25 protein-coding genes, 1 pseudogene and 1 other annotated feature are annotated in these 23,095 nt (G+C 40.8%); of the genes and pseudogenes, 21 read left to right on the top strand and 5 right to left on the bottom strand.

Annotated features, from left to right (window positions below; genetic code table 11):
* The first annotated feature begins 1 nt into the window (after position 1).
* The 7 genes from RV00_RS08500 to RV00_RS08470 all read left to right on the top strand — a co-directional run bounded on the left by RV00_RS08500 (position 2) and on the right by RV00_RS08470 (position 8,572).
* A complete protein-coding gene (locus RV00_RS08500) occupies positions 2–1,093 on the top strand; it encodes a DUF871 domain-containing protein (RefSeq protein WP_071862186.1) in 1,092 nt (363 codons plus the stop codon).
* A gap of 80 nt (positions 1,094–1,173) precedes the next feature.
* Positions 1,174–1,400: a binding site (T-box leader), on the top strand.
* A gap of 351 nt (positions 1,401–1,751) precedes the next feature.
* The gene (locus RV00_RS08495) at positions 1,752–2,393 is read left to right on the top strand and encodes an amino acid ABC transporter permease (RefSeq protein ID WP_084133277.1); all 642 of its coding nucleotides are present in this window, start codon (positions 1,752–1,754) and stop codon (positions 2,391–2,393) included.
* A 13-nt stretch (positions 2,394–2,406) separates the two neighbouring features.
* Positions 2,407–3,042, top strand: a complete 636-nt coding sequence (locus RV00_RS08490) for an amino acid ABC transporter ATP-binding protein (protein ID WP_071862184.1) — start codon at positions 2,407–2,409, stop codon at positions 3,040–3,042.
* 27 nt (positions 3,043–3,069) lie between these two features.
* Positions 3,070–3,900 carry an amino acid ABC transporter substrate-binding protein gene (locus RV00_RS08485; protein WP_071862183.1) on the top strand — a complete coding sequence of 277 codons (831 nt, stop codon included), beginning with the start codon at positions 3,070–3,072 and terminating at the stop codon, positions 3,898–3,900.
* 75 nt (positions 3,901–3,975) lie between these two features.
* Positions 3,976–6,375 (top strand): DNA translocase FtsK, encoded by a 2,400-nt coding sequence (locus tag RV00_RS08480; RefSeq protein ID WP_071862182.1) that lies wholly within the window; start codon positions 3,976–3,978, stop codon positions 6,373–6,375.
* A gap of 150 nt (positions 6,376–6,525) precedes the next feature.
* Positions 6,526–7,593 carry a dual-specificity RNA methyltransferase RlmN gene (gene rlmN / locus RV00_RS08475; protein ID WP_071862181.1) on the top strand — a complete coding sequence of 356 codons (1,068 nt, stop codon included), beginning with the start codon at positions 6,526–6,528 and terminating at the stop codon, positions 7,591–7,593.
* 163 nt (positions 7,594–7,756) lie between these two features.
* A complete protein-coding gene (locus RV00_RS08470; RefSeq protein WP_071862180.1) occupies positions 7,757–8,572 on the top strand; it encodes a prenyltransferase in 816 nt (271 codons plus the stop codon).
* A 67-nt stretch (positions 8,573–8,639) separates the two neighbouring features.
* Here the strand turns inward: RV00_RS08470 and RV00_RS08465 are convergent, their stop codons facing one another.
* The 5 genes and pseudogenes from RV00_RS08465 to RV00_RS08445 all read right to left on the bottom strand — a co-directional run.
* Positions 8,640–9,119 carry a DUF2798 domain-containing protein gene (locus RV00_RS08465; protein WP_071862179.1) on the bottom strand — a complete coding sequence of 160 codons (480 nt, stop codon included), beginning with the start codon at positions 9,117–9,119 and terminating at the stop codon, positions 8,640–8,642.
* A 213-nt stretch (positions 9,120–9,332) separates the two neighbouring features.
* Positions 9,333–10,160 (bottom strand): NUDIX domain-containing protein, encoded by an 828-nt coding sequence (locus tag RV00_RS08460; RefSeq protein WP_071862178.1) that lies wholly within the window; start codon positions 10,158–10,160, stop codon positions 9,333–9,335.
* A gap of 98 nt (positions 10,161–10,258) precedes the next feature.
* Positions 10,259–11,191 carry a peptidylprolyl isomerase gene (locus RV00_RS08455; protein WP_071862177.1) on the bottom strand — a complete coding sequence of 311 codons (933 nt, stop codon included), beginning with the start codon at positions 11,189–11,191 and terminating at the stop codon, positions 10,259–10,261.
* Between the two features lie 148 nt (positions 11,192–11,339).
* The gene (locus RV00_RS08450; RefSeq protein WP_071862176.1) at positions 11,340–11,738 is read right to left on the bottom strand and encodes a YtxH domain-containing protein; all 399 of its coding nucleotides are present in this window, start codon (positions 11,736–11,738) and stop codon (positions 11,340–11,342) included.
* 1 nt (position 11,739) lies between these two features.
* A pseudogene (locus tag RV00_RS08445) lies at positions 11,740–12,180 on the bottom strand (HIT family protein); the annotation flags it as partial.
* A 179-nt stretch (positions 12,181–12,359) separates the two neighbouring features.
* Between RV00_RS08445 and RV00_RS08440 the strand changes: the two are divergent.
* The 14 genes from RV00_RS08440 (at position 12,360) to RV00_RS08375 (ending at position 23,095) form a co-directional block, all read left to right on the top strand.
* Complete coding sequence (locus RV00_RS08440; protein ID WP_071862174.1) at positions 12,360–13,097, top strand: ABC transporter ATP-binding protein; 738 nt, start codon at positions 12,360–12,362, stop codon at positions 13,095–13,097.
* Complete coding sequence (locus RV00_RS08435; protein WP_071862173.1) at positions 13,090–14,298, top strand: ABC transporter permease; 1,209 nt, start codon at positions 13,090–13,092, stop codon at positions 14,296–14,298. Before RV00_RS08440 ends, RV00_RS08435 begins: the two co-directional genes overlap by 8 nt.
* Positions 14,299–14,302: 4 nt before the next feature.
* Positions 14,303–15,172: a D-amino-acid transaminase gene (dat, locus tag RV00_RS08430; protein ID WP_071862172.1), complete on the top strand. Its 870-nt coding sequence runs from the start codon at positions 14,303–14,305 to the stop codon at positions 15,170–15,172.
* Positions 15,173–15,261: 89 nt separating this feature from the next.
* Positions 15,262–16,044: a phosphotransferase family protein gene (locus RV00_RS08425; RefSeq protein WP_071862171.1), complete on the top strand. Its 783-nt coding sequence runs from the start codon at positions 15,262–15,264 to the stop codon at positions 16,042–16,044.
* 90 nt (positions 16,045–16,134) lie between these two features.
* Positions 16,135–16,785 carry a tRNA (guanosine(46)-N7)-methyltransferase TrmB gene (gene trmB / locus RV00_RS08420; protein WP_071862170.1) on the top strand — a complete coding sequence of 217 codons (651 nt, stop codon included), beginning with the start codon at positions 16,135–16,137 and terminating at the stop codon, positions 16,783–16,785.
* A gap of 239 nt (positions 16,786–17,024) precedes the next feature.
* Positions 17,025–17,981 (top strand): competence type IV pilus ATPase ComGA, encoded by a 957-nt coding sequence (gene comGA, locus RV00_RS08415; protein ID WP_071862169.1) that lies wholly within the window; start codon positions 17,025–17,027, stop codon positions 17,979–17,981.
* Positions 17,941–18,954, top strand: coding sequence for a competence type IV pilus assembly protein ComGB (comGB, locus tag RV00_RS08410; protein ID WP_071862168.1), 1,014 nt, complete (start codon positions 17,941–17,943; stop codon positions 18,952–18,954). Before comGA ends, comGB begins: the two co-directional genes overlap by 41 nt.
* Positions 18,951–19,235, top strand: a complete 285-nt coding sequence (gene comGC / locus RV00_RS08405) for a competence type IV pilus major pilin ComGC (protein ID WP_071862167.1) — start codon at positions 18,951–18,953, stop codon at positions 19,233–19,235. Before comGB ends, comGC begins: the two co-directional genes overlap by 4 nt.
* Positions 19,213–19,680 (top strand): competence type IV pilus minor pilin ComGD, encoded by a 468-nt coding sequence (gene comGD / locus RV00_RS08400; protein WP_246569676.1) that lies wholly within the window; start codon positions 19,213–19,215, stop codon positions 19,678–19,680. The genes comGC and comGD overlap by 23 nt, the downstream gene beginning before the upstream one ends.
* Positions 19,658–19,939: a competence type IV pilus minor pilin ComGE gene (comGE, locus tag RV00_RS08395; RefSeq protein ID WP_311900492.1), complete on the top strand. Its 282-nt coding sequence runs from the start codon at positions 19,658–19,660 to the stop codon at positions 19,937–19,939. The genes comGD and comGE overlap by 23 nt, the downstream gene beginning before the upstream one ends.
* Positions 19,926–20,348: a competence type IV pilus minor pilin ComGF gene (gene comGF, locus RV00_RS08390; RefSeq protein ID WP_071862165.1), complete on the top strand. Its 423-nt coding sequence runs from the start codon at positions 19,926–19,928 to the stop codon at positions 20,346–20,348. The genes comGE and comGF overlap by 14 nt, the downstream gene beginning before the upstream one ends.
* On the top strand, positions 20,326–20,661 hold the full coding sequence (gene comGG / locus RV00_RS08385; RefSeq protein ID WP_249024085.1) for a competence type IV pilus minor pilin ComGG: 336 nt from the start codon (positions 20,326–20,328) through the stop codon (positions 20,659–20,661). Before comGF ends, comGG begins: the two co-directional genes overlap by 23 nt.
* A 165-nt stretch (positions 20,662–20,826) precedes the next feature.
* Positions 20,827–21,834 carry a class I SAM-dependent methyltransferase gene (locus RV00_RS08380; protein WP_071862163.1) on the top strand — a complete coding sequence of 336 codons (1,008 nt, stop codon included), beginning with the start codon at positions 20,827–20,829 and terminating at the stop codon, positions 21,832–21,834.
* A 49-nt stretch (positions 21,835–21,883) separates the two neighbouring features.
* A complete protein-coding gene (locus RV00_RS08375; protein WP_071862162.1) occupies positions 21,884–23,095 on the top strand; it encodes an acetate kinase in 1,212 nt (403 codons plus the stop codon).

The following is a 23,095-nucleotide window of genomic DNA, read 5'->3' as shown; positions in this document are numbered from 1 at the left end:
AATGAAACGTGAATTAGGTATTTCGGTTTATCCCGATCATAGCGATCCGCAAGCTGATCGCGATTATATCAAAAAGGCAGCGGAGCTTGGCTATACTCGCATCTTCATGAGTATGCTAGAGGTAACTGAAGGTAAAGAGAAAGTCAGCGAGAAATTCGGTAGCATTATCCATTATGCGAAAGAGTTAGGAATGGAAACGGTACTGGATATCGCTCCTTCGATTTTTAACGACTTAGGGATCTCTTATGATGACCTGAGCTTTTTTGCTGAGTTAGGAGCTGAAGGAATTCGTTTAGACGAAGGCTTCGATGGCAATAAAGAAGCGATGTTAAGCTATAATCCAGAAGGTCTGGCGATTGAGTTGAACATGAGTAATAATGTGGCTTATCTTGATAATATTTTATCCTATGAAGCGAACGAACCGTTTATCTACGGCTGTCATAATTTTTATCCGCAAGAAGGTTCGGCACTACCATATGATTTCTTTATTGATTGCAGCAAACGATTCAAAAATCATGGGATCAAGACGGCTGCATTTATTACGAGCCAATCAGCGGAATATGGTCCGTGGGATGTCAACGATGGCTTACCAACGTTAGAGATGCATCGTCATTTGCCGATTGATTTGCAAGCGCGCCATATGTTTGCTACAGGCTTAATCGATACGGTGATCATCGGGAATGCTTATGCTTCTGATGAAGAGTTGGAAAAAGTAGCGGCAGTCGATCGTTACAAAGTCAGTTTAGGTATCGAATTTGTACCAGATGTAACCGAAGTCGAGCAAAAAATCGTGGCTGATCCGAAACATTTCCGCAGAGGAGATATTACCTCTACTGCGGTTCGCTCAACATTGGTGAGAGTCAAATACGCGGACGTTGCCAATCCAGTTCATGACAATACCCAAGAATTCCAAGTCGGCGATGTCGTCGTGGGCAATGATGAATTTGGTAAATACAAAAATGAATTACAAATCGTTCTGGAACCTCATAGCGATGCCCGTAAAAATTTAGTCGGAAAAATTCCGCAAGCTGAATTAATTATGCTGGACTTTTTAAAACCGTGGACGAAATTTCAATTTGTTGCTAAAAACTAAATTTGAAGTTCATGATAAAAAGATGAAGGTTCTTTATTGACAAACCCTCTAAAGGCGTGTAAAGTATGACTCAACTTAATCAAACGACAATGAAAAGAAGAGTAGCAGTTCATTTGTTCCCAGAGAGTCTCTGATTGGTGAAAAGAGACAACGATGATTTGTGAACCACATCTTTGAGTCGATTAGTTGAATCAAGTAGGCTGATCCGGGAGTGCCCGTTATAGCAGAGGTCAATTGACCAGTTGAGATCGCTCGTTGTGAGACGGTGATAAAAAAAAGGTGGAACCACGTAATTCACGTCCTTTAGCCCTAGTGGCTAAAGGACTTTTTTATTTCTCAAACTAGTTATTGACCTATCGAGGTTCTTTTTGCGAGAAGAGAACAAAGATGAGGTGGAACCACGTAGCAAACGTCCTCTGGTAGAAATACCAGAGGACTTTTTTTTGCCAGTTTTTCTTTCCTGCTTTGACCAAGAGATGACTAGCAGGTTAGGAAAATGGCATGCGTACGACGATAAAATCTTTTTCTGGTTTTTGGAAAAAGATTGCCATTGTTAGAGCTAGCTGTCAGTTCTACCTTAGCTAAAGCGAACTTGCTGCAAGATTAAACACTTTTGAAAGTCAAACAGCTTTCGAAAAAATGGAGGGATATTGGGATGATAAATTATTTGATCGAAGTCATGCCGCAATTATTACAAGGGGCAGAAATTACACTGAAATTATTTGGCTATACGATATTAGGGTCGTTGCCTCTAGGGATCATTTTATCCTTTGGCTTAGCCAGCCGCTTCAAACCGCTGCAATGGATCATTCGTTTTTACGTCTGGATCATGCGGGGAACACCATTGCTGCTGCAATTGATCTTTGTCTTTTATGGATTGCCATTGGCCGGCATCGTATTTGATCGTTTCGAAGCAGCGCTGTTTGCTTTCGTATTGAACTACGCGGCTTATTACGCGGAGATTTTCCGCGGTGGTATTCAATCAATCCCGGTGGGACAATACGAAGCGTCGAAAGTAATTGGTTTGAATCCATTTCAAACAGTCACACGAATCATCATTCCTCAAGTAGTGAAGATCGTCTTACCTTCTGTTGGAAATGAGGTCATCAATTTAGTTAAGGACACTTCATTGGTTTATATCCTAGGCTTGTCTGATGTGATGCGTGCAGGAAAAATCGCGATGGAACGTGACACGACGTTGTTGCCATTGTTTGGCGTAGCGATTATTTATTTAGTAATGACGGCCGTTGTCTCGGTCATCTTGAAGCAATTAGAAAATCGTTTGAACTATTATCGTTAGGCGGGTGAAAAAAATGATTGAATTAAAAAAAGTAAACAAATCTTTCGGAACAAAAAAAGTCATCAATAATTTGGATCTAGTCATTCCGGATGGGCAGATTTTAGCGATCGTCGGGCCTTCCGGTGGCGGAAAAACCACCTTGTTAAGAACGTTAGCGGGCTTGGAAACAGCTGATAGCGGGACTTTCTTATTAGACGGTCAGCCTTTTGATCCTAGTGGGGCAAAAAATAAAGAGCAAGTGGTGGGGGTCGTTTTTCAAGATTTTCAACTGTTTCCACATTTAAGTGTCTTAGACAATATTACGATCGGTCCACGACTGGTTTTAAAGCAAGATACAGAAACCTATCTAGCCAAAGCGAAAGATTTAGCCGGCTTATTGGGAATCGAAGAGCTGCTAAATAATTATCCTTACCAATTATCTGGCGGGCAAAAGCAACGGCTAGCGATCGCACGGGCAATGGCGATGAATCCGAAGGTCTTAGCTTATGATGAACCAACTAGTGCACTGGATCCTGCGTTACGGCAGCAAGTGGAGAATTTGATCTTAGGCTTGAAGGCTGATGGCGTGACCCAGATCGTCGTAACCCATGACTTAGTATTTGCTGAAGCGATCGGCGATAAAGTTTTAAAGGTGGAACCAATTAAATAAAACATAAATGAAGTAGGAGGAGTTCGTATGAAATTGAAAAAAATTATTTTGGGAATGGTCGCTGTTTTGACTTTAGTGACCTTAGGTGCCTGTGGCAAGAAAGAAGCGAGCAGCAGTGACGACAGCTGGAAAACGATCGAGAAAGAAAAAAAAGTAACGATCGGTTTAGACGATACTTTCGTGCCAATGGGTTTTAAAGATGAAGCTGGAAAAATCGTCGGTTTTGACGTTGATTTGGCCAAAGCAGTCTTCCAGGAATATGGCATCAAAGCCGATTTCCAACCCATCGATTGGTCAATGAAAGAAAATGAATTAGACAATGGTACGATTGATTTGATTTGGAATGGCTATACTGTGACGAAATCACGGGAAAAGAAAGTATTGTTCAGTGACCCATATGCACAAAATGAACAAGTCTTAGTCACGAAAAAAGATAGCGGAATTACCAAAGCTTCCGAGATGAAAGATAAAATTTTAGGTGCGCAAGAAGGGTCTTCTGGTTATGAAGCCTTTGGCAATGAGCCTAAGCTGTTAAAAGACATTGTTAAGGACAACGACGCTACTTTATATGCCAGCTTCAATGAGGCGATGATCGATTTGGAAAATGGCCGGATCAACGGTCTATTGATTGATAAAGTGTATGCGGACTACTACTTGAAACAAGCCAATAAATTGGATAAATACAATATTTCAAGTGTCGGCTTCAAGAATGAAGATTTCGCGGTTGGTGCGCGGAAAGGCGACAAAGAATTAGTCGGAAAAATCAATGATGCCTTCAAGAAATTACAAGAAGACGGTAAGTACGCTGAAATCTCTAAGAAATGGTTTGGCGAAGAATTATCATTACCAAAAGAATAAACAGGAAATGGCGAACAAAACTTTTGTTCGCCTTCTTTTTTTTGTATAATAGAACAGAATGAAAAGAGGGATAGCATGGCGCAGAAAAAGCGTACCAAGAAAAAAAGAAAAACAAAAAAACAAAAACAACTGCAAGAACAGCGCCTGATTATCGGAATCGGTATCTTATTCATCCTGTTCGCAGTCTTTTCCTTATTTAGTCTCGGCTTTCTCGGAAATCTGATCGCCAACGTTCTACGTTTGATTGGCGGCAATACGTATCAGTTCCTAGCCTTGCTTTTAGGTTTATACGGCGCGCTCTTAGTCGCCAAAAATACGAAGCTGCGATTAACGAAGCCGCGGCGCTGGTTAGGCATTGGGATTTTTTATTTAGGCATTTTGTTGATTTTACATGCTCGATTATTTGCGAATGTTGAAAGTCAAAATCCGAATGTATTGAAAACGACCTGGGATCTTTTGATGGTCGATCTTTTAGGCAATCAAATCACCCAAAACGTTGGTGGCGGTATGGTGGGGGGCGCGCTTTATAGCCTCAGTCATTTTCTAGTTTCTCAGATTGGCAGTTATATCATCGCGGTCTTATTGTTAGTGCTAGGTGTTTTCTTATTCAGCTTATTAGACTTTAATCAAGTCACTGATTATTTAGCCAATTTTACGGAGACAATGAAAGAAAAATTATCTGAATCTGATGAAAAAAAAGCTTTGCGAGATGAAAAACGACAAGAACGCCAAGCGCAAAAAGCGCAAGCTAAGGCAGAAAAACAAGCTGCCGAAAAAGCAGCGTTGAAAGCAGAGCAAGTCGAACGGGAAAAAAATCGAGTGCGCTCGTTGACTCCCGGTGAGCAGTTGGCGAAAGAAAATCAAGAAAAAGTCGAGCGGGAGCCGGAACAAATGACGCTTGTTCCGATTGAAGGATTCCAGGAAAACTTGGAATCAGTGGCACCCGCACCCCAGAAAAAAAGGGAGCAACCAGAAGAAGAACTGGAAGATCCAGGCGATCTTGAATTTGAGATCAACGCGGAGCCGGAGGATCACGATTATCAATTACCGCCATCGACCTTATTAGATTCGATTCCAGCGACGGATCAAAGCGACGAATATAAAAAGATCGAGCAAAATATTAAGGTCTTAGAAAAAACCTTTAACAGCTTCGGCGTCGATGCCAAAGTAGTCAAAGCCAGCTTGGGACCTTCTGTTACTAAATTTGAAGTCCAGCCGGCGGTCGGTGTAAAGGTCAGCAAGATCGTTAATTTAACTGATGATATCGCCTTGGCTTTAGCCGCAAAGGATGTCCGGATGGAGGCACCAATTCCCGGCAAGTCATTAATCGGGATCGAAGTACCTAACGGGACGATCAGTACCGTTTCTTTCCGTGATATTATTGAAGCACAACCGAATCATCCAGATAAAATTTTGGAAGTGCCTTTGGGCCGGGATATTTCCGGCATGGTCCAAACCGCGGATCTAACTAAAATGCCTCACTTGCTAGTTGCCGGTTCAACAGGGAGCGGGAAGTCTGTGTCGATTAATGGGATCATCACCAGCATCTTGATGCGGGCCAAGCCCAATGAAGTGAAGCTTATGATGATTGACCCGAAAATGGTTGAGCTGAATGTGTACAATGGGATTCCCCATTTATTGACGCCAGTCGTGACGAATCCAAGAAAAGCGGCACAAGCCTTGCAAAAAGTCGTACAGGAAATGGAAGAGCGCTACGAAAAATTCGCGGCCACTGGTGTGCGAAACATTTCTGGCTTCAATGAGTTAGTGATCCAAAAGAATTTAGAAGACGGTCAGAACCGCCCGATTCTGCCTTTTATTGTCGTCATCGTGGATGAGTTAGCCGATCTGATGATGGTAGCCAGCAACGAAGTCGAAGATGCCATTACTCGCTTAGCGCAAATGGCGCGGGCAGCCGGAATTCATATGATACTGGCGACTCAAAGACCCAGTGTCGATGTCATTACCGGGATTATTAAAGCCAATGTTCCCTCCCGGATCGCCTTCGCTGTTTCCAGCGGGACGGATTCACGGACAATCATTGACAGTAATGGTGCAGAAAAACTTTTAGGTCGCGGAGATATGCTGTTCTTGCCAATGGGAGAGAACAAACCGATCCGGGTCCAAGGCGCCTTTATTTCCGATCATGAAGTCGAGCAGATCGTAGAATTTGTGTCCGATCAGCAAGAAGCGCATTACGAAGAAAAAATGATGCCGACAGAAGAAACCACTTCTTCTCCATCAGAAACGCCGCAGGACGATTTGTATGAAGAAGCCAAAGCATTAGTGATTGAGATGCAGACAGCTAGTATCTCATTACTGCAACGCCGCTTCCGCATCGGCTACAATCGTGCCGCACGAATCGTGGACGAGTTAGAAGATCATGGGGTCATTGGACCTTCTACCGGTAGTAAACCACGAGAAGTTTTAGTGGAAAAAGTCGAAGAAGAGTTAGAAAATCCACTGGATGAATAATGAAAGATAGTCTAGAGAAATCTAGACTATTTTTTTCTTTTTCTAAAGTTGATTGTTTTCTCTTTGTGAATCAGTTATAGTATGTAGCGAATGTTTCAAAATGATTTTTAGTACATAGAGAGTCATTGAACAGAAGTAGGAGGAATCACCTTGGAAAAACCCTCGATTTATGGTTTAAGCAGAGAAGAATTAGTTGAATGGTTTCTGGAGCACGGCGAGAAGAAATTTCGGGCGACACAAGTCTGGGAATGGTTATACCGCAGTCGTGTGACCGAGTTTGCCGACATGAGCAACCTTTCAAAACAAACCATCGCGTTGTTAGAAGAAAACTTTATCATCAATCCACTGAAACAATTAGTCGTGCAAGAAGCTAGCGATGGTACAGTTAAATATTTGTTTGAATTACCGGATCATCTAATGATCGAAACGGTCTTAATGCGTCAGGAATACGGCTTGTCTGTTTGTGTGACAACCCAAGTCGGCTGTAATATCGGCTGTACATTTTGTGCCTCAGGTTTATTAAAAAAACAACGGGACTTGACGGCAGGAGAAATCGTCGCTCAAATCATGTTAGTCCAACATTATTTTGATGAACGTGGCGAAGACGAACGGGTTTCTCACGTGGTTGTGATGGGGATTGGCGAACCATTTGACAACTATAAGAATGTCATGAACTTTTTACACGTAATCAATGACGACAAAGGGATGGCGATCGGTGCTCGGCATATTACTGTCTCAACTAGTGGTTTAGTGCCAAAAATCAAAAAATTCGCGGAAAATGGTCTGCAAGTGAACTTAGCAATTTCATTACATGCACCAAACAATGAAGTTCGTTCATCCATCATGCGAATCAATCGCAGTTTCCCGATCGAAAAATTGATGGAAGCAGTAGATTATTATATAGAAGAGACCAATCGACGGGTGACCTTTGAATACATTATGTTATCCGGTGTCAATGATCGTCCCGAGCATGCGCAAGAATTAGCAGACTTAATGAAAAACAAGAAAAAATTAGTCTACGTAAACTTGATTCCATACAATCCAGTGAGCGAACATGACCAATATTCTCGTAGCAGTAAAGCCGATGTCTTACGTTTTTACGATGTCTTGAAGAAAAACGGCATCAATTGTGTGATCCGTAAAGAACACGGAACCGATATCGACGCCGCCTGCGGTCAATTACGCAGCAAACAAATGAAAAAAGCAGCAGTGAACTAAGTTTAACTCCCTCATTTTTTAAAATGGGGGAGTTTTTCTTCTTGCATTAACAGATTAGAAAATTGTATGCATGTTAAAGTTCTAGTCATGAACTTCGACCTAGCTATGCTAAACTTAAAAGAAGAACGATTTAAAAAACTTAAAGCCTAAATAGGAGAAGGAAATGAAGGAAGCAGACATTCAAATTATTTTAGATCACCGCTATGATCAAGGATGGGATTATTGGACAACAGAGGATCGACGCTTGGGGAAGGGAGCACCTTTCTCGTGTTTAGAAGCGGCGGAATATTTATTGGAAGTGGGCATGGAACCGCAAACGGCTATTTTACAAAAAGTTGCGGAACTTTTGTGGGAAAGTTGGCGTGAGCCTGGTGAGTTTAAGCTTTATCCTAAAGGGGCGACTTTTCCTTGTCAAACGATTCCGGCGGCCACTTTGCTAGTTCGCTTGGGTCACGGGGAGGACCCGCGAATGAAACAAACGCTGGCACATTTGCTGGATACTCGACATGCGGATGGCGGATGGTGGTGTAAAAAATTTTATTTTGGCAAGGGACCGGAAACGGAATTTTCCAATCCGTTACCGACGTTGAATGGGCTGGAATTATTTCGGCGGACAAATTTTGTGGAGGAAGTAGAATTCGATGAGGCGGTAGAATTTTTGCTTAGTCATTGGGAAACAAAATTACCGCTAGGTCCATGTCATTACGGTATCGGTACTTTGTTCATGCAAGTGGAGTATCCGTTTCGTGGTTATGATTTATTTTATTATCTGTATGTTTTATCATTCTATGAAAAGGCCCGTAATGACGACCGTTTTAAAGAAGCCTTTGAAACACTGCAAGGAAAACTAGTAGATCATCAAATTATTGTGGAGCGAGTCGTTCCTAAATTAAGAAAGTTAAGCTTTTGTCAAAAAGGTCAGCCTAGTGAGCTGGCGACCAAACGTTATCAAGAGATTTTGCGAAATTTAGAGAAATAGAAGTTGATATTCTATTAAAAAACTCGCCGAGGACACAAGCTAAACGTGTTCTCGACGAGTTTATTTATTAAGCTAAGACGGTTCCTTCTGGGAATAGACGACGGAAAACTTTTCGTACCAAAGGGCCAGCAACGAGTAATTGGAAAGGGAGGGCCATAACAACATTTTTTAAAATATTCGTTCCCCAAAGAAGTAATAATTGGTTCCATGCTTGTGTGTGGCTCAACCCTTCAATAGCGCCATATAATGACATGAAAAAAACCATCGGCAGAACCATACAGGTAGAAACGGTCATGACTGTTTTTAACGGACTGGCGAAAGTTGGAAGCAGACGAAAAGCAACTTTTTTTGCGGGTCCGGAGACGACGAACCAGTCTAAGACTAGTGCACAGCAATAAGCTAATGGCATACCGAGCCAGCTGGCTTTCAAGACGCTCCAGCTAACTTCGCCGCTATGTAAACCGACGTTGTAAATGCTCATCCACAGCACCATTACGAAACACATCATCAACGTATAGATAAGACTTTCTCTTTTATTTTTTGGCATTATAAAAATCCTCCTTTTGATTAGGCATCCAGTTTTTTCTCGCTGCCTATCTGATTCTACTTCCTATCTCAGTAAGAAGTGGAACGCACAAAAAAGTGGCTGTCGAATAACTCGCTACGACGGCCACTTAGGGATCTTCACTGCGTTATGGAAAGACAAATTTTTGCTGTTTCCATTATATACACATTTTTTCTTTTGATGTAAGTAAAATTTTTATTTTTTTTCGCCGATCTCGTCTTTTAAGCGATATATCTTAGATGGACGACCGATTCCCACAGGACGCTCGCCGATTTCATCAAAATATTGCAGCATCGCTTTTTTGTAATTCGAGTGATCGACTGTTTTAAAGTCCACACCTAAAAATTTGGCAAAGACTTTTCTGGCTTCGGTGATCGTAAACTCTTCGCCTAACACTTGCAAGATCAAAGGTTCGTGATCCATTTTGTTAAGCACACGATTGAAGGCTTTACGGATGATCTCGTTATGGTCAAAGGCGAGCGTGTCTTTACCGATGGATTTTCCAGCTTCCAACTCGATCTCAATAGAAATATCATCACTAGTCAAGCTGATGGTTTCACCGTGACGTTCAAGATTGAACCAGCGGGCATCTTGCGTGTCGTCACCAGCAGTTGGGGGAACTTGCCCGATAAAGGCTAAATAGCTGACAGTGATCACCCAGCCGCGGGGATCGCGATTCGGGGTACTGAAGGTATGGAGCTGTTCCACACTTTTCCGACCAATCGTCAAGCCAGTTTCTTCTTCTGTTTCTCTTCGGACACTGTCGTTGGTTGATTCATTTCGTTCAACGAAACCACCTGGCAGCGCCCAAGAATTACGGTAAGGATTTCCCCGACGTTGAATCAATAAGATTTTTAATTGATCTTCTTCTTTGTTATAACCCATGATCACGATGTCAACAGTGACCGAAGGCTTGTCGTATTCAGGTTGGTCTTGTTCTTTATACCAAGCGATGAATTCCGCTTCATCAGCAACGTGTTCATAATAATCTTTTTCTGCTTCTTTAGAGGCAAATTGTTTCATGCGATCTTCACCCATTTTCTTATAAGTATTCGTGACTTTATTGTAGCATGAATAACAAAAAAAGGGGAACTCCTGTTGGAATTCCCCTTTTGTGTCTCTTATTTCGTTGATTCAGTAGTTGCTTTTTTGCTTGAGCTGTTGGTTGTTAAGAAGTCAGACAAGATATTTTCGAAAGTATCGTCTTTGATCTTCACATTGGCTTTCTTCAATTCGTCAGCGATGACTTTAGAAGAGAAGGTTTGGTCAGCCATTTTAGTATCTTCAGCAATTTGATTCAATTCTTTTTTGTATTTGTCCATGTCATTGCCTTTAGAAGAATTTTTCTCCATTTTAACAATGTAGTAGCTCGATTGGTAAGTAGAAGAGTCCATTGAAGTGATAACATCTGAAACTTCGCCATCTTTCAGCTTGAAGGCTGCTTCTTTTACTTCAGCTGGGACAGTTGATGATTGTGAATCAAATTTGATTTCGCCGCCATCTTCTTTAGTTGTTGAATCTTGTGATTTTTCTTTCGCGATTTTTGCGAAATCACCTTTGTCATCTAATTGTTTCTTGATCTCTTTGGCTTCATCTTCGCTGCTTGCAAGAATAATGCGGGCAGTTACTTCTGGGTGGAATGAATCCCAAGCCGCTTTTACATCTTTATCCGTGATCTTCACATGAGCTTTTAGACCTTCTTGGAAGGCTAATGATTGTTTCAAGTATTCCTTGTAGGTTTTCTTTGTGTAGCCAGCGGATTTTAACTGACTTTCGAAGCTGTCGCCCATTTGTTTTTCTGATTTTTCGTATTCTTTGTCGATTTGCTTATCTGTTACTTTATCGCCATAAGCATTTTCGAAAACTTTGTAGATAATCATGTTGCGAACCAAGCTTTGATTCGTTTGTTCTTTTTTGGCTTCATTGTAGAAGTCTTCTACGGTTATTTTTCCGCCCTTCATTGTGGCGATATCTTGATTTGAACTTCCTGAACAGGCACCCAGTACAATAACACTAAGTAAGCCGGCAGTGGCTAAAAGAATCTTTTTTTTCATTTCAGTATTACAACTCCTAAATTAAAATTTACTTACACTTGTTATTCCTTTTCCACTATAACACACCTAAAAATACAAAAGGAAGAGCTTAAAAATAGTTTCCGAGAAAATTCACAATAAATACACAATTCGCCGCAAAAATGAAGAATTATTTCTCTTCGGCAGCTGAATTAGGCCGCTCTAAAGCAAACCGTCCTTTTTTTATCACTTTTTGGCTTTCCCCTTGTTGCGGGAGCGCTTGATTGATTTTCTCAATTTGTGCTTGGATCTGCTGGATGCGCGGCTCCGCTTGAAAGCGAAACTCTTCCACATCTTTTTCAACACCTGATTTAAAGGCGGGAACCAATGTATCGAAGGTTCCTTTTAACGTAGCAAGGGAATCGCGGAAATCGGTGAGATTATCATTCAGCTCATCGGTCAATTCTACTAGCTCACGGGTATTGATAATAATTTTTTCGCGTGTCTCGATCCCTTTTCGCGGCGCTAAAAGTAAACCACCTAGGGTTCCAAGTCCAGCACCAAATAAAAGTCCTTTGAACAATCCCATGTTAGTTCACCTGTTCCTTGATCTTTTCTGCGATTGCTTGCATCTCTTCCGGTTTTTGCTGTTCCGCATGGTTGCCGAAGTGAATCGAGAAGTCATCTTTTTTACTGTAACGAGGTACTAAATGGATATGAGAATGGAAAACGGATTGATAGGCTAATTCTTTATTATTATTTAAAATATTTAATCCTTCCATTTCGGGAAAAGCTTTTTCTAATGCGCGGGCAATTTTAGGAATACGGGTAAAAACGTCCGCTGCCAATGTTTCATCATATTCAAAAATATCGGTCACATGTTGTTTTGGCACAACTAAGGTATGACCTTTGGTTGCTTGGGAGATGTCTAAGAAAGCATAAATTTTTTCATCCTCATAAATTTTGTAGCTAGGAATTTCTTGGTTGATGATTTTACAAAAGATACAGTTTTCCATTAGAAACATCCTTTCTGATCGTTTATTATTGCTCTATTTTTTGTCGTTTGACTACTTGTAAAAAGAATCAACGACCGTAAATGCTCCCTTAACTTTACCATAACTTGTTCTACTTGTGCGGGAAAAGCTCAACCGATCCTTAAATAATTATAGGATTCTGGTATAATATGAGCTAAGAAATTGGAGGGAACAAAATGAGCTTAGCAATTCAACATGTTACAGGCGGCTACGGCCATTTGCCTGTTTTAAAAGATATTAATTTTGAAGTCAAAAATGGTGAGATGATCGGTCTGATCGGTTTGAATGGGGCGGGAAAGTCCACTACAATTAAAAATATCATCGGACTCTTAACGCCGCAAAAAGGCAATATCACGGTTGATGATTTGACCTTGCAGCAAGAACCGGAAGAATATCGTAAAAAAATCGGTTATATTCCTGAAACGCCTTCTTTATATGAAGAGTTGACGTTAAAGGAGCACATCGAAGTGACCGCGATGGCTTATGGTATCCCAAAAGACGAGGCGATGCAACGGGCGGAAGTCTTATTGAAAACTTTTCGTTTAGAAAACCGTTTGGAATGGTTCCCAACGAATTTTTCTAAAGGAATGAAACAAAAAGTGATGGTCTTATGCGCTTTTCTGATTCAACCAAGCCTCTATATTATCGATGAGCCGTTTTTAGGACTTGACCCATTGGCAATCAATGCCTTGTTAGAATTAATGGTTGCGATGAAGGAACAAGGTGCGGCGATTTTAATGTCTACGCATATTTTAGCAACGGCGGAAAGGTATTGTGATCGTTTTGTCGTTCTACATGAAGGTGAGGTTCGAGCGCAAGGAACGTTGCAAGAGTTGCAAATGGAATTTAATTTGCCAGGTTCTTCATTAGATGAAATATACTTGGCCTTGACGAAGGAGAAAGAGCATGCGTGATTTTTTTCAGTTGCGAAGCCAGCGACATCAGAAAAAAATGATGAAGTACATGCGCTATGTTCTGAATGATCACTTTGTTCTGGTGTGTTTGTTTTTAGTCGGCGGCTTAGCCTTTTATTATTCGAATCTATTGAAGCAATTACCACCTGATTTTCCGTGGAGCTTGCCGATCGTCGGCCTCGTTTGGTGGTTGATCTTACCCTTTGGTAAATTGGCGACCTTGGCGGAACCGGCCGATATGACTTTTTTATTACCAAAAGAAAAAGAAATGGGGCCCTATTTATCTCGTAGCCTTGTCCATTCGATCAGTTTCCCTTTTGCAGTAGAATTACTAATCTGCGGCGCATTGATGCCTTTAGTGGTGTTGGCGAATCACAGCAGTTTCGTCACTTTTTTCTTTTATGTGGCGCTGCTTTGGCTGTTGAAGTTTGCCCATTTACGCTTGCAGCGGCTCGCTTGTTATCAAGAAACCCTTGCTTTGACTCACCGACTGATGTTTGTATGGTTCGCAGTTAGTTTGATGACAATTTTCGTTAGCTTATATCTTACAGCTTGGCTGGGTTTGATTTTAGCCTTGTGTGTCGCCTTGTTTTTTTATTGGCAGACCAATGAACAAAGCCGACTGCTTGATTGGAGTAAAATGATCGACCGTGAAAATGCGCGGCTGCATCGGATTTATCAGTTTATTAATTTATTTACCGATGTTCCTGAGGTGGAAGCGAAGGTGCGACGACGTAAATATCTAGACGGCTTTTTAGCCAATATCGCCTTCAAGCAGGAAAATACGTATTTGTATTTATTTGCCCGTGGTGCTTTGCGGGGAGCCGAATATGGTGGCTTGTTTTTCCGGTTATTAGTGGTTGGCGGGGTGTTGCTAGTCTCGTTAAATGATTTTCGTTTTATTGTCGGCGTCAGCTTGCTATTTATTTATCTGATCGGCTTCCAAATGATCCCCTTGTACAGTCAATTTGATTACATCAGCGCGGTCCAGCTTTATCCCGTGGCGCGTAAATTTAAAAAAGCTGCGTTGCAGAAGGTGCTGACTTTATTGTTAGTAGCGACGGCAATTATTTTTAGCTTATGCAGTTTGATTCATTTGGCAATCATTGAAAGTTTCGTGCTGCTTGTTGTGTTGTTAATAGAAATTGGTTTGTTTAGCTGGTTTTATCTTCCGGCGAGAATAAAAAAAATGGAGGACTGAGTGAATGAAAGTATTATGGAACGATCGGATCGTTGATGAATCAGAAGTAAAAATTGATTTAGAAGACCGGGGTTATCAGTTTGGCGATGGTATTTATGAAGTGATTCGAATTTATGACGGCTGTTTCTATATGGAAAAGGAACATTTGGATCGGCTTTGGACTAGTGCGGAAAAGGTTCGTTTGACCTTGCCTTTCACGCGAACAGAGCTAAGCCAGCGGCTACATCGTCTAGCGGCAGAAGTTGGATTAGCTAATGCTCGCATTTATTTCCAAGTGACGCGGGGAACAGAGAAGCCACGGTTACATGATTTTCCAGATCCGCAAGAAGTGACCCCAGTCTTGCTGGCGGATATCCAACCAGCAACGCGACCAGCTTCCAAGCAAAATATCGGTATTCGAGCAGGCTTTGTAGAAGACAAACGTTGGCTTCATTGTGATATTAAATCGATTAGCCTGCTGGGAAATTTATTGGCCTTAGATGAGGCACAACAAAAAGGCTATGATGAAGCCGTCTTAGTTCGTGATGGTAATGTGACGGAAGCTTCTGCTTCGAATTTATGGATGGTTAGTGGCGGTGTGCTTTATACCCATCCGGATGGAAATTTAATTTTGCCTGGGATCGCTAAATTAAAAATTCGTCAGCTGGCTAAGGTTTTAGGGATCGAACTACGAGAAGAAACTTTTACGGAAAAAGAATTATTAGCTGCGGAAGAATGCTTTAAAACGAGTTCCGTTGCGGAAATCATGCCAATTGTAGAAATTGATGATCAAGCAATCGGTGATGGCATGCCGGGACCAGTCACTAAAAAATTGCTGGCTGCTTATATTGAAGCCATTGAATTAGCTGCCCAAGCCCATCAAAATGAAAAATAAGCAAAGAAGAACATACATGCTCTTGACGAAGCGGACTTCCCAGACTACAATAGTAAATACGTTTAAAATGCTAGGGGAGGGCCTTTTTCATGGAGTTTCAGTTGGATAGTGACTGGCGTGTACAGCCGATCAAAGGCGATACAGGAAAAACGTATATCGGCTATCGCGATGAAGATCGTGTCTTTATTAAACGCAATACCACTCCAATGTTGGCGGCTCTATCTCGTGAAGGCATTGCACCGAAGCTTGTTTGGATCAAACGAACAGGTGATGGCGACACCTTGACCGCTCAGGAATGGCTAGATGGACGAATTCTTGAGCCGGAAGAAATCGTTCAGCGTAACGATGTCGTGGATGTTTTATATCATTTGCATCATTCGGCTTCTTTGAAAGTGATGCTAAAAAAAATGGGCGGCCGACAAGTCTCGCCGCAACAATTATTAGCGGATTATGAAGCGAATTTACCGACGATGATCAAACAAAATGGCTTCATTGAATTAGTCTATGATTATTTGAAAAAAAATATTCCTACTTACGCAAAAAAAAATTACACCGTTGTTCATGGCGATGTGAATCATCGAAATTGGTTGGTATGTTCGAACTACTTATATTTAGTTGATTGGGATTCGGTGATGTTTGCTGATCCGGCGTTAGATATTGGAACGATCTTAGGCAATTATGTTCCGCTATCTAGTTGGAGCAAGTGGCTCGTTCGCTATGGAATTCGGCCAACGGATGAGAATATGGAACGGGTTTATTGGTATGGCTTAATGAGTTTGTTATTAGAAATCGCTCGTCAGTATAAGCGCCAAGAATTTCACCACATGAACCAATCCATCTTACAATTAAAACGAATTTTTGCCGGAAGCTGATGCTCGGTGAAAAAGAAACATTTTTCCGCTTTTTGGAAAAATGTTTCTTTATTATGAACGATACATAAATAGATTCTTTGGAGGAAAAAAATGCGAGTTAGAAATCGTCCGGGCGCGGCAGAAATGTTAGCAGCTCGACCTGAATATGTAGTAGCAGACCCTGAAGCTTGGAAGGGCCGTTGGACAGAACGCTTTGGCAATAATCATCCGATCCAGATTGAAATCGGCATGGGTAAAGGTCAATTTATTACCGGAATGGCCGCCGCTCATCCGGAGATCAATTATATCGGAGTAGAAATGCAAGTCAGTGTGATCTCTTTGGCGTTAGATAAATTAGTCGAAGCGGAATTGCCGAATTTACAATTATTACATGTGGACGGCTCGGAGCTGACAAATTATTTTGCAGATAGTGAAATCGATCAAATTTATTTGAACTTTTCTGATCCGTGGCCTAAGAAGAAGCACGAAAAGCGTCGCTTGACCTCACCAAATTTCCTAGCAGTGGATGAAGAAATTTTACGACCTGCCGGAGAAATTCATTTCAAAACAGACAATCAAGGACTGTTTGAGTATTCACTAAGTAGCTTTTCAAAATATGGTATGACCTTGCAGCAAGTGTGGTTGAATCTGCATGAAAGTAATTATGAAGGCAATATCATGACCGAATATGAAGAAAAATTTTCAAAAAAAGGTCAGCCAATTTATCGGGTAGAGGCCCGTTTCCCAGACAAAACAAAATAAACGTGCAAGCGACGAGACAGAACATACTTCTAAATCATCGTTTATTCGTAAAAAGAGCCGAGATAAACGAATGTCTCGGCTCTTTTTTGCGTTCTACTTCACGCGTCAGTATGGTACCAGTCAGGATTTTATGGTGATTTTATTTGACCGGACCGCTGGAAGGAACAGTCCAATAAAAAATTCTAATCGTTAGAAACGGAGTAGAATTTTTACGTATCTTATTTGTGAGGTGAAAGAAAATGGAGATCGAAGAGCTTTCGGATGAATTAATCCAATACGGGTTTAATCAGCAGATGCAGGATTTTTATTTATTGCCCAAAAAAGAAATGTACCATTGCTTTTTCCGCCGAGGTTCTTTCTTTGAATATAAAAATACTAACCTATCCTATGAAAAAAATGAATTGACTACTGCGACTGCGTTACAGCTGATTAATCGGTTTAAATACTTGGGTCAAATGGACGTGAGTGAAAAACGTAAAGCTCAGTTGGGTGCGATCTCCTACCTCTTGCCTCAAGGAGAAAAACGTTTACGACTTTCGACGGTTGGGGATTATTTGCAGCAGGAAAGCTTAGTTATTCGTTTTTTGCATCAGTTTGGTCAAAGTCCAGAATTCTATCATTTGCCGGAACAAATCGAGGTCCTACAAAATAACAGCAAGAAAAGAGGGCTTTATTTATTTTGCGGTCCGGTAGGTTCAGGAAAAACAACTTTAATGTATAAGTTAGCTAGAGAGCTCAAAGGACAAGTCATTACGATTGAAGATCCTGTAGAAATCGAAGAGCCTGATTTTTTACAATTACAAGTCAATGAAAAAATTCAGCAAAACTACGATGAGCTAATTAAGCTGTCATTGCGACATCATCCAGATGTTTTGATCATTGGTGAGATCCGTGATCCAAAGACGATCCAAGGAGCGATTCGTGCGGCTTTAACTGGTCATTGTGTCTACGCTACCTTGCATGCCTCCAGTTTGGAGTCTGCTGAGGCACGAGTGATTGAGCTAGGTGGAGAAAAAGCCTTACTTAAGGAATGTTTGCGTGGAATCATTTATCAGGAACTTTTGCCAACAACGAATGGTGATCTGGGAGTGTTGATGGCTTATCGCTTTTATCAAGAAGAGCTACGTTTTACTTGGGAGGAAGGTTTAGAAAAAAGTGAGGAAAGAAACCAAGCTGTCTCGCAAACAACGAATTGATTTTGTCCATTTATTAGGAGATTTATTGGCCAACGGCTTTAGCTTGCAACAAGCATTGGGCTTTTTTCTCAGTGCCAATTTATTTTCCCAGACAGTCGTATCAATTGTTCAACAAAACCTTTATCAAGGAAACAGCTTGGCAATGAGTTTTGCTCAATTAAATTATTCTCCAGACCAAGTGTTGCAAATTGAATTAGCTGAGTCTCATGGCGATCTGGCTCAAACCTTTGTTGGGATCGCTCAGCAAATGAAATTGGTACAAAAGCAACGAGAAAATTTTCTCAAAGCAGTCTCCTATCCACTACTATTATTGCTATTTTTGATCATGATTTTATTAGGCATGCGCATTTTTCTGCTGCCGCAGCTGTTAGCCAGCGGAATGATCCAAGCGGAAGATTTTTCAGTGCAGCTGATTAATCATGTACCGATCATCGGACTGGGACTGCTAATTGTTCTGTTGCTGTCATTATTAGGCTGGCGGGAATGGGGCAAGCGAAACAGTTATTTGCATCGGTTTCGTTATTTGGCGCGGATTCCGTTAGTAGGAAAACTTTTCAGCAATTATTATTCGGCGTATTTCGCATTAGAGTGGGGCAAGCTTTTTCAACAAGGTTTGGAGCTGCATCAAATCATTGAATGTTTGCTAGTAGTTGATGGGCAGTCGCTGATGCAAGAGCTGGCCGCCGAGTTGAAGATTCGTTTAGCTCAAGGCAATCCCTTAGCTGAGGAACTAAAACGATATCCTTTTTTGACAAAAGAATTCAGCCGGATCGTGTTTCAAGGAGAAGCACGAGGAAATTTAGGCAAAGAACTCTTGACCTATAGTCAATTAGTTTGGCGTCGTTTTTTCAATCAATTAGAATTTCTATGTTCTTGGCTGCAACCCTTGGTTTTTTTGATCGTCGCCCTTTTGATCGTCAGTCTGTATGTGACCATGTTGCTGCCCTTAACTAATCTGGAGGGGATTCTATGAAAAAAATAGTATCTAAAAAGTTGCCGGGTTTCACTCTTTTAGAAATGCTCGTCGTCTTATTTATCATCAGTCTGCTTTTGTTGTTGTTCGTGCCAAAATTAATCAATCAAAAAGATGCCGCGCAAAAGAAAAGTGATGCAGCGGTCGTCAAAGTAGTCGAAACGCAGATTCAAGTTTTTGAATTGGATTATGGTCATACACCAACTAAAGACGAATTGATTGGAAAAGACTATGTTGATGAAAAGCAATATGCTGTTTATGAAAAAGCAAAAAAGGAATGACGTGGAAGGCTTTACCTTAATCGAACTATTGATCGTTTTAATCGTCGTTATCAGCTTTGTTTTACTGCCGACACTAGCTTTGAAAAGCTGGCAGGAAGAATTAGAAAAACGTTTCTTTTACTATCAATTTGAAAAATCTGTTTTGCATGTGCAACAGATGGCGATCACCGATCATAGAGGAACGCAGGTTGATTTATACCAAGACCAGCAGCTTATTATCTTTTTTACTAACGATACTAAGTTAGCTTGGAGGCAATTAGAAGTCCCCGAATCGATTACCTTAGTTAGTGAAAATTCCATTCTATTTAGTGCAGGAAAGGGGAACATTTCCACGACGCAAATCGGCGTAGGGAGTATTCCAAGGGTTATTTTTACTGAATCCAATGCGCAGCAGCGAGTCATCTATCAATTTCAACTAGGAAGTGGACGCTTTGAAAGAAAATGAAGCCTATATTTTATTAGAGAGTTTGATCAGCTTGGTAATTTTGATAATCCTCGTAACCAGTTACGTCGGTGTCACAGCAGAGTTGCGGCAGGAAAGTCAAGAAAGATTGGCATCGTTGGCCAACTATCGCGATTTATACAATGAGACGAGACGCTGTCGGTTGCACTCGGTAAAATCTTCCAAAGACCAGATCGAAATTTCATTTGAAAAGGGCCGAGCCTATAATCATCAAGGAGGAATCAGGATTGTCAAGAAATAGCGGATTCACTTTGCTGGAATGTTTAATCGCTCTGCTAATGCTGAGCGGCGTGCTATTGCTTTTTTCCGGATTGCTCCAACATGCTCATAAAATGGATCAGGCTCTTATCGGTTACCATCAATTAGAATGGGAAATTTTTTTACTTCAGTTAGATAATGAAATGGAAAATGTAAATTACAAACAAAGCTCACGCTATGAGATCGTGGGAGAGACAGAGAGTAAAGGACGCATTGTTCCGGTCGTCATAAACACAGTCAATAAAAAGATAGTAAAGCATCAAACTGGAGGGTATCAGCCCTTACTGACAGGAGTGAAGGAATTTGTTTGCCAAGAAAACAATCAAGGAGTCGATTTTCGCGTCACCTTTACCGATGGAAAACAAAAAAGTGGGACGTGGATCTATCAATAGCCAAGGCGGGATTTTGCTCTCCGTTTTATTGGCTATTTTTTTATTTAGTTTTTTATTGTTGAAATTAACGGTCAGCTATCATCAAACGGCGGATTTGGTTCAGCGGACGCAACAGCTTTATGAAGCCCGAATCGCCAAAGAATTATTTTTGGCGGATTATAAAACGCTGGACTCAGCAAAAGGGTCATGGGCCTTTAATAAGGGTGTGATCACTTATGAAAAACGTCAGGAGCAATTAGTAGTTCGGGTAAAAATGGAAAAGAAAAGTTATTATTTTTATGAAAAAAATGGAACATCAAATTCTTCGGAGTAGTATAGTTTTAGCAAACGCTTAAATTCTACAGAAAAGTTTACTAAAATTCCTTTTTTCTGAGTTAGAAAATCCCTAATAAAAATAAGAAAGCGATTGATTAATTTGAATATCTCGGCTAAAATAGAACAGGTATTGTGAGTGTTATATTAGTTTGTGAGGTGCAAGATGAACCCTGAAAAAATTGAAACGGCTTTTTCCGTGATGGAAAAGGCGATCATCACATTGCAGCAGTCACTAGGAACTTCTTTTTTTGACGCTTACATCGAAAATGCGGAGAACTTAGTCGATGATGCTAAAGTACGAGTGATCGATCAACAACCAGATGCAGTAACCGTTGCAAAAGTTGAAGCGCTTTATCAAGAGTTATTGGCGCTTGACTTAACAAAAGAAGATTGGCGCAAATTGACGCAATTAATTTTGCTGAAAGGCTCAAAAAAAGAGGCGTTACAGCCCAATCATCAATTAACCCCAGACAGTATCGGCTTTTTGTTTGTCTTTTTGATCGAACAACTAACGCTAAGTAAAGAACAGTCTCTAGAAATATTAGATATCAGCGTAGGAATGGGTAATTTATTATTGACCACCTTAATCAATCTGCAGGCCGCAAATTACTCCGTCAAAGGGATTGGTGTTGACAATGATGAGACGTTGTTAGCAATCGCCGCTTCGGACAGTTTATTGATGGGGGAAAATCTACAATTGTTCCACCAAGACAGTTTGCAAGATTTATTAGTCGATCCTGTTGACTATGTGATTGGTGACTTACCTGTCGGCTATTACCCAAATGATCAACAAGCCGAAAAATTTACGACTCACTCAGAAAAAGAGCACAGCTATGCACATCACTTATTGATGGAGCAGGCGATGAATTATGTGAAGCCTAATGGTTTTGGTCTATTTTTAGTGCCTAGCAATTTTTTAGAGACTGAGCAAGGACCATTGTTACAAAAATGGATGAAGGATAATGTTTTCTTACAAGGCATCATCCAATTACCAGACGAATTGTTCCAATCAGAACACTCTCGTAAAAGTATTTTATTGCTTCAACAAAAAGGCGAGACCGCTAAACAAGCAGAAAAAGTTTTGCTGGTTCACTTACCATCTTTAAAAGAACCAAGCCAAGTGACCGATTTTTTCAAAAAATTCGAAGATTGGAAGTCTTCAAATTTATAAATGCTCGTCTGTTTATGCGAGCCATCATTAACTATGAAGGAGAATTAAAATGTCAAAAACAATCGCAATCAATGCCGGTAGTTCAAGTTTAAAATGGCAGTTGTACCAAATGCCCGAAGAATCAGTTATTGCTAAAGGAATCGTTGAAAGAATCGGGATTAATGATTCAATTTTTACTATCAAGTATGGAGAAGGCCAAAAATTTGAACAAGTTCTAGATATCAAAGACCATGAAGTAGCAGTTCAAATGTTATTGGATCAATTGATTCAATTAAAAATTATTGCTTCCTTTGATGAGATTACTGGCGTAGGTCACCGGGTCGTTGCTGGTGGCGAATATTTCAAAGATTCTGTCTTGATCGATGATGATGTTCTAGCAAAAATCGAAGAGCTAAGTGAATTTGCACCATTGCATAACCCAGCTAATGCGATGGGAATCAAAGCTTTCCGTCATATTTTACCAAACGTGACAAGCGTTGCTGTTTTTGATACATCTTTCCATGCAACGATGCCAGCGACAAACTATTTATACAGTATTCCTAAAGAATATTATGATAAATATTCAGCTCGTAAATATGGCTTCCACGGAACTAGTCATCGTTACGTTTCAGAACGGGCAGCGGAATTATTAGGTAAACCAATCGAAGAAACTAAGATTATCACAGCTCATATTGGTAATGGTGGTTCTATCACAGCGGTCGAAGGCGGAAAATCAATCGATACGTCAATGGGCTTCACGCCTTTAGCTGGCTTGACAATGGGAACACGCTCAGGTGATATCGATGCATCATTATTACCATACTTAATGGAAAAAGCGGGCATCAAAGACATCAATGAAATGATCGATGTTTTAAATAAAAAATCTGGTGTTTATGGTTTGACGGGCATTTCAAGTGATATGCGTGATATCGAACAAGGTGCGGACGATGGCAACGAAGATGCAATCTTAGCGTTAGATATTTACTGTGATCGTATCCGTAAATATATTGCCCAATATATTTCAGTTATGAATGGGGTAGACGCTATCGTCTTTACCGCTGGAGTTGGTGAAAACGCAGATCCAGTACGTCATTTAGTGATGGAAAAAATGTCTTGGTTCGGTATCGAAATCGATGAAGAAATCAATAAGAGTACCCACGGAAAAGAAGCAGAACTTTCAACCGCAAACTCGCGTGTGAAAGTCTATGTTATCCCGACAGATGAAGAAGTAATGATCGCTCGTGACGTTGAGCGTTTAGGTAAATCAAAACCACCCGTGTGA

The sequence above is a fragment of the Enterococcus devriesei genome (assembly GCF_001885905.1).
In the GTDB taxonomy this organism is placed as follows: domain Bacteria; phylum Bacillota; class Bacilli; order Lactobacillales; family Enterococcaceae; genus Enterococcus_A; species Enterococcus_A devriesei.
Note: the sequence above shows the minus strand (reverse complement) of the source record. Positions and strands in the feature narration are given on the sequence as shown.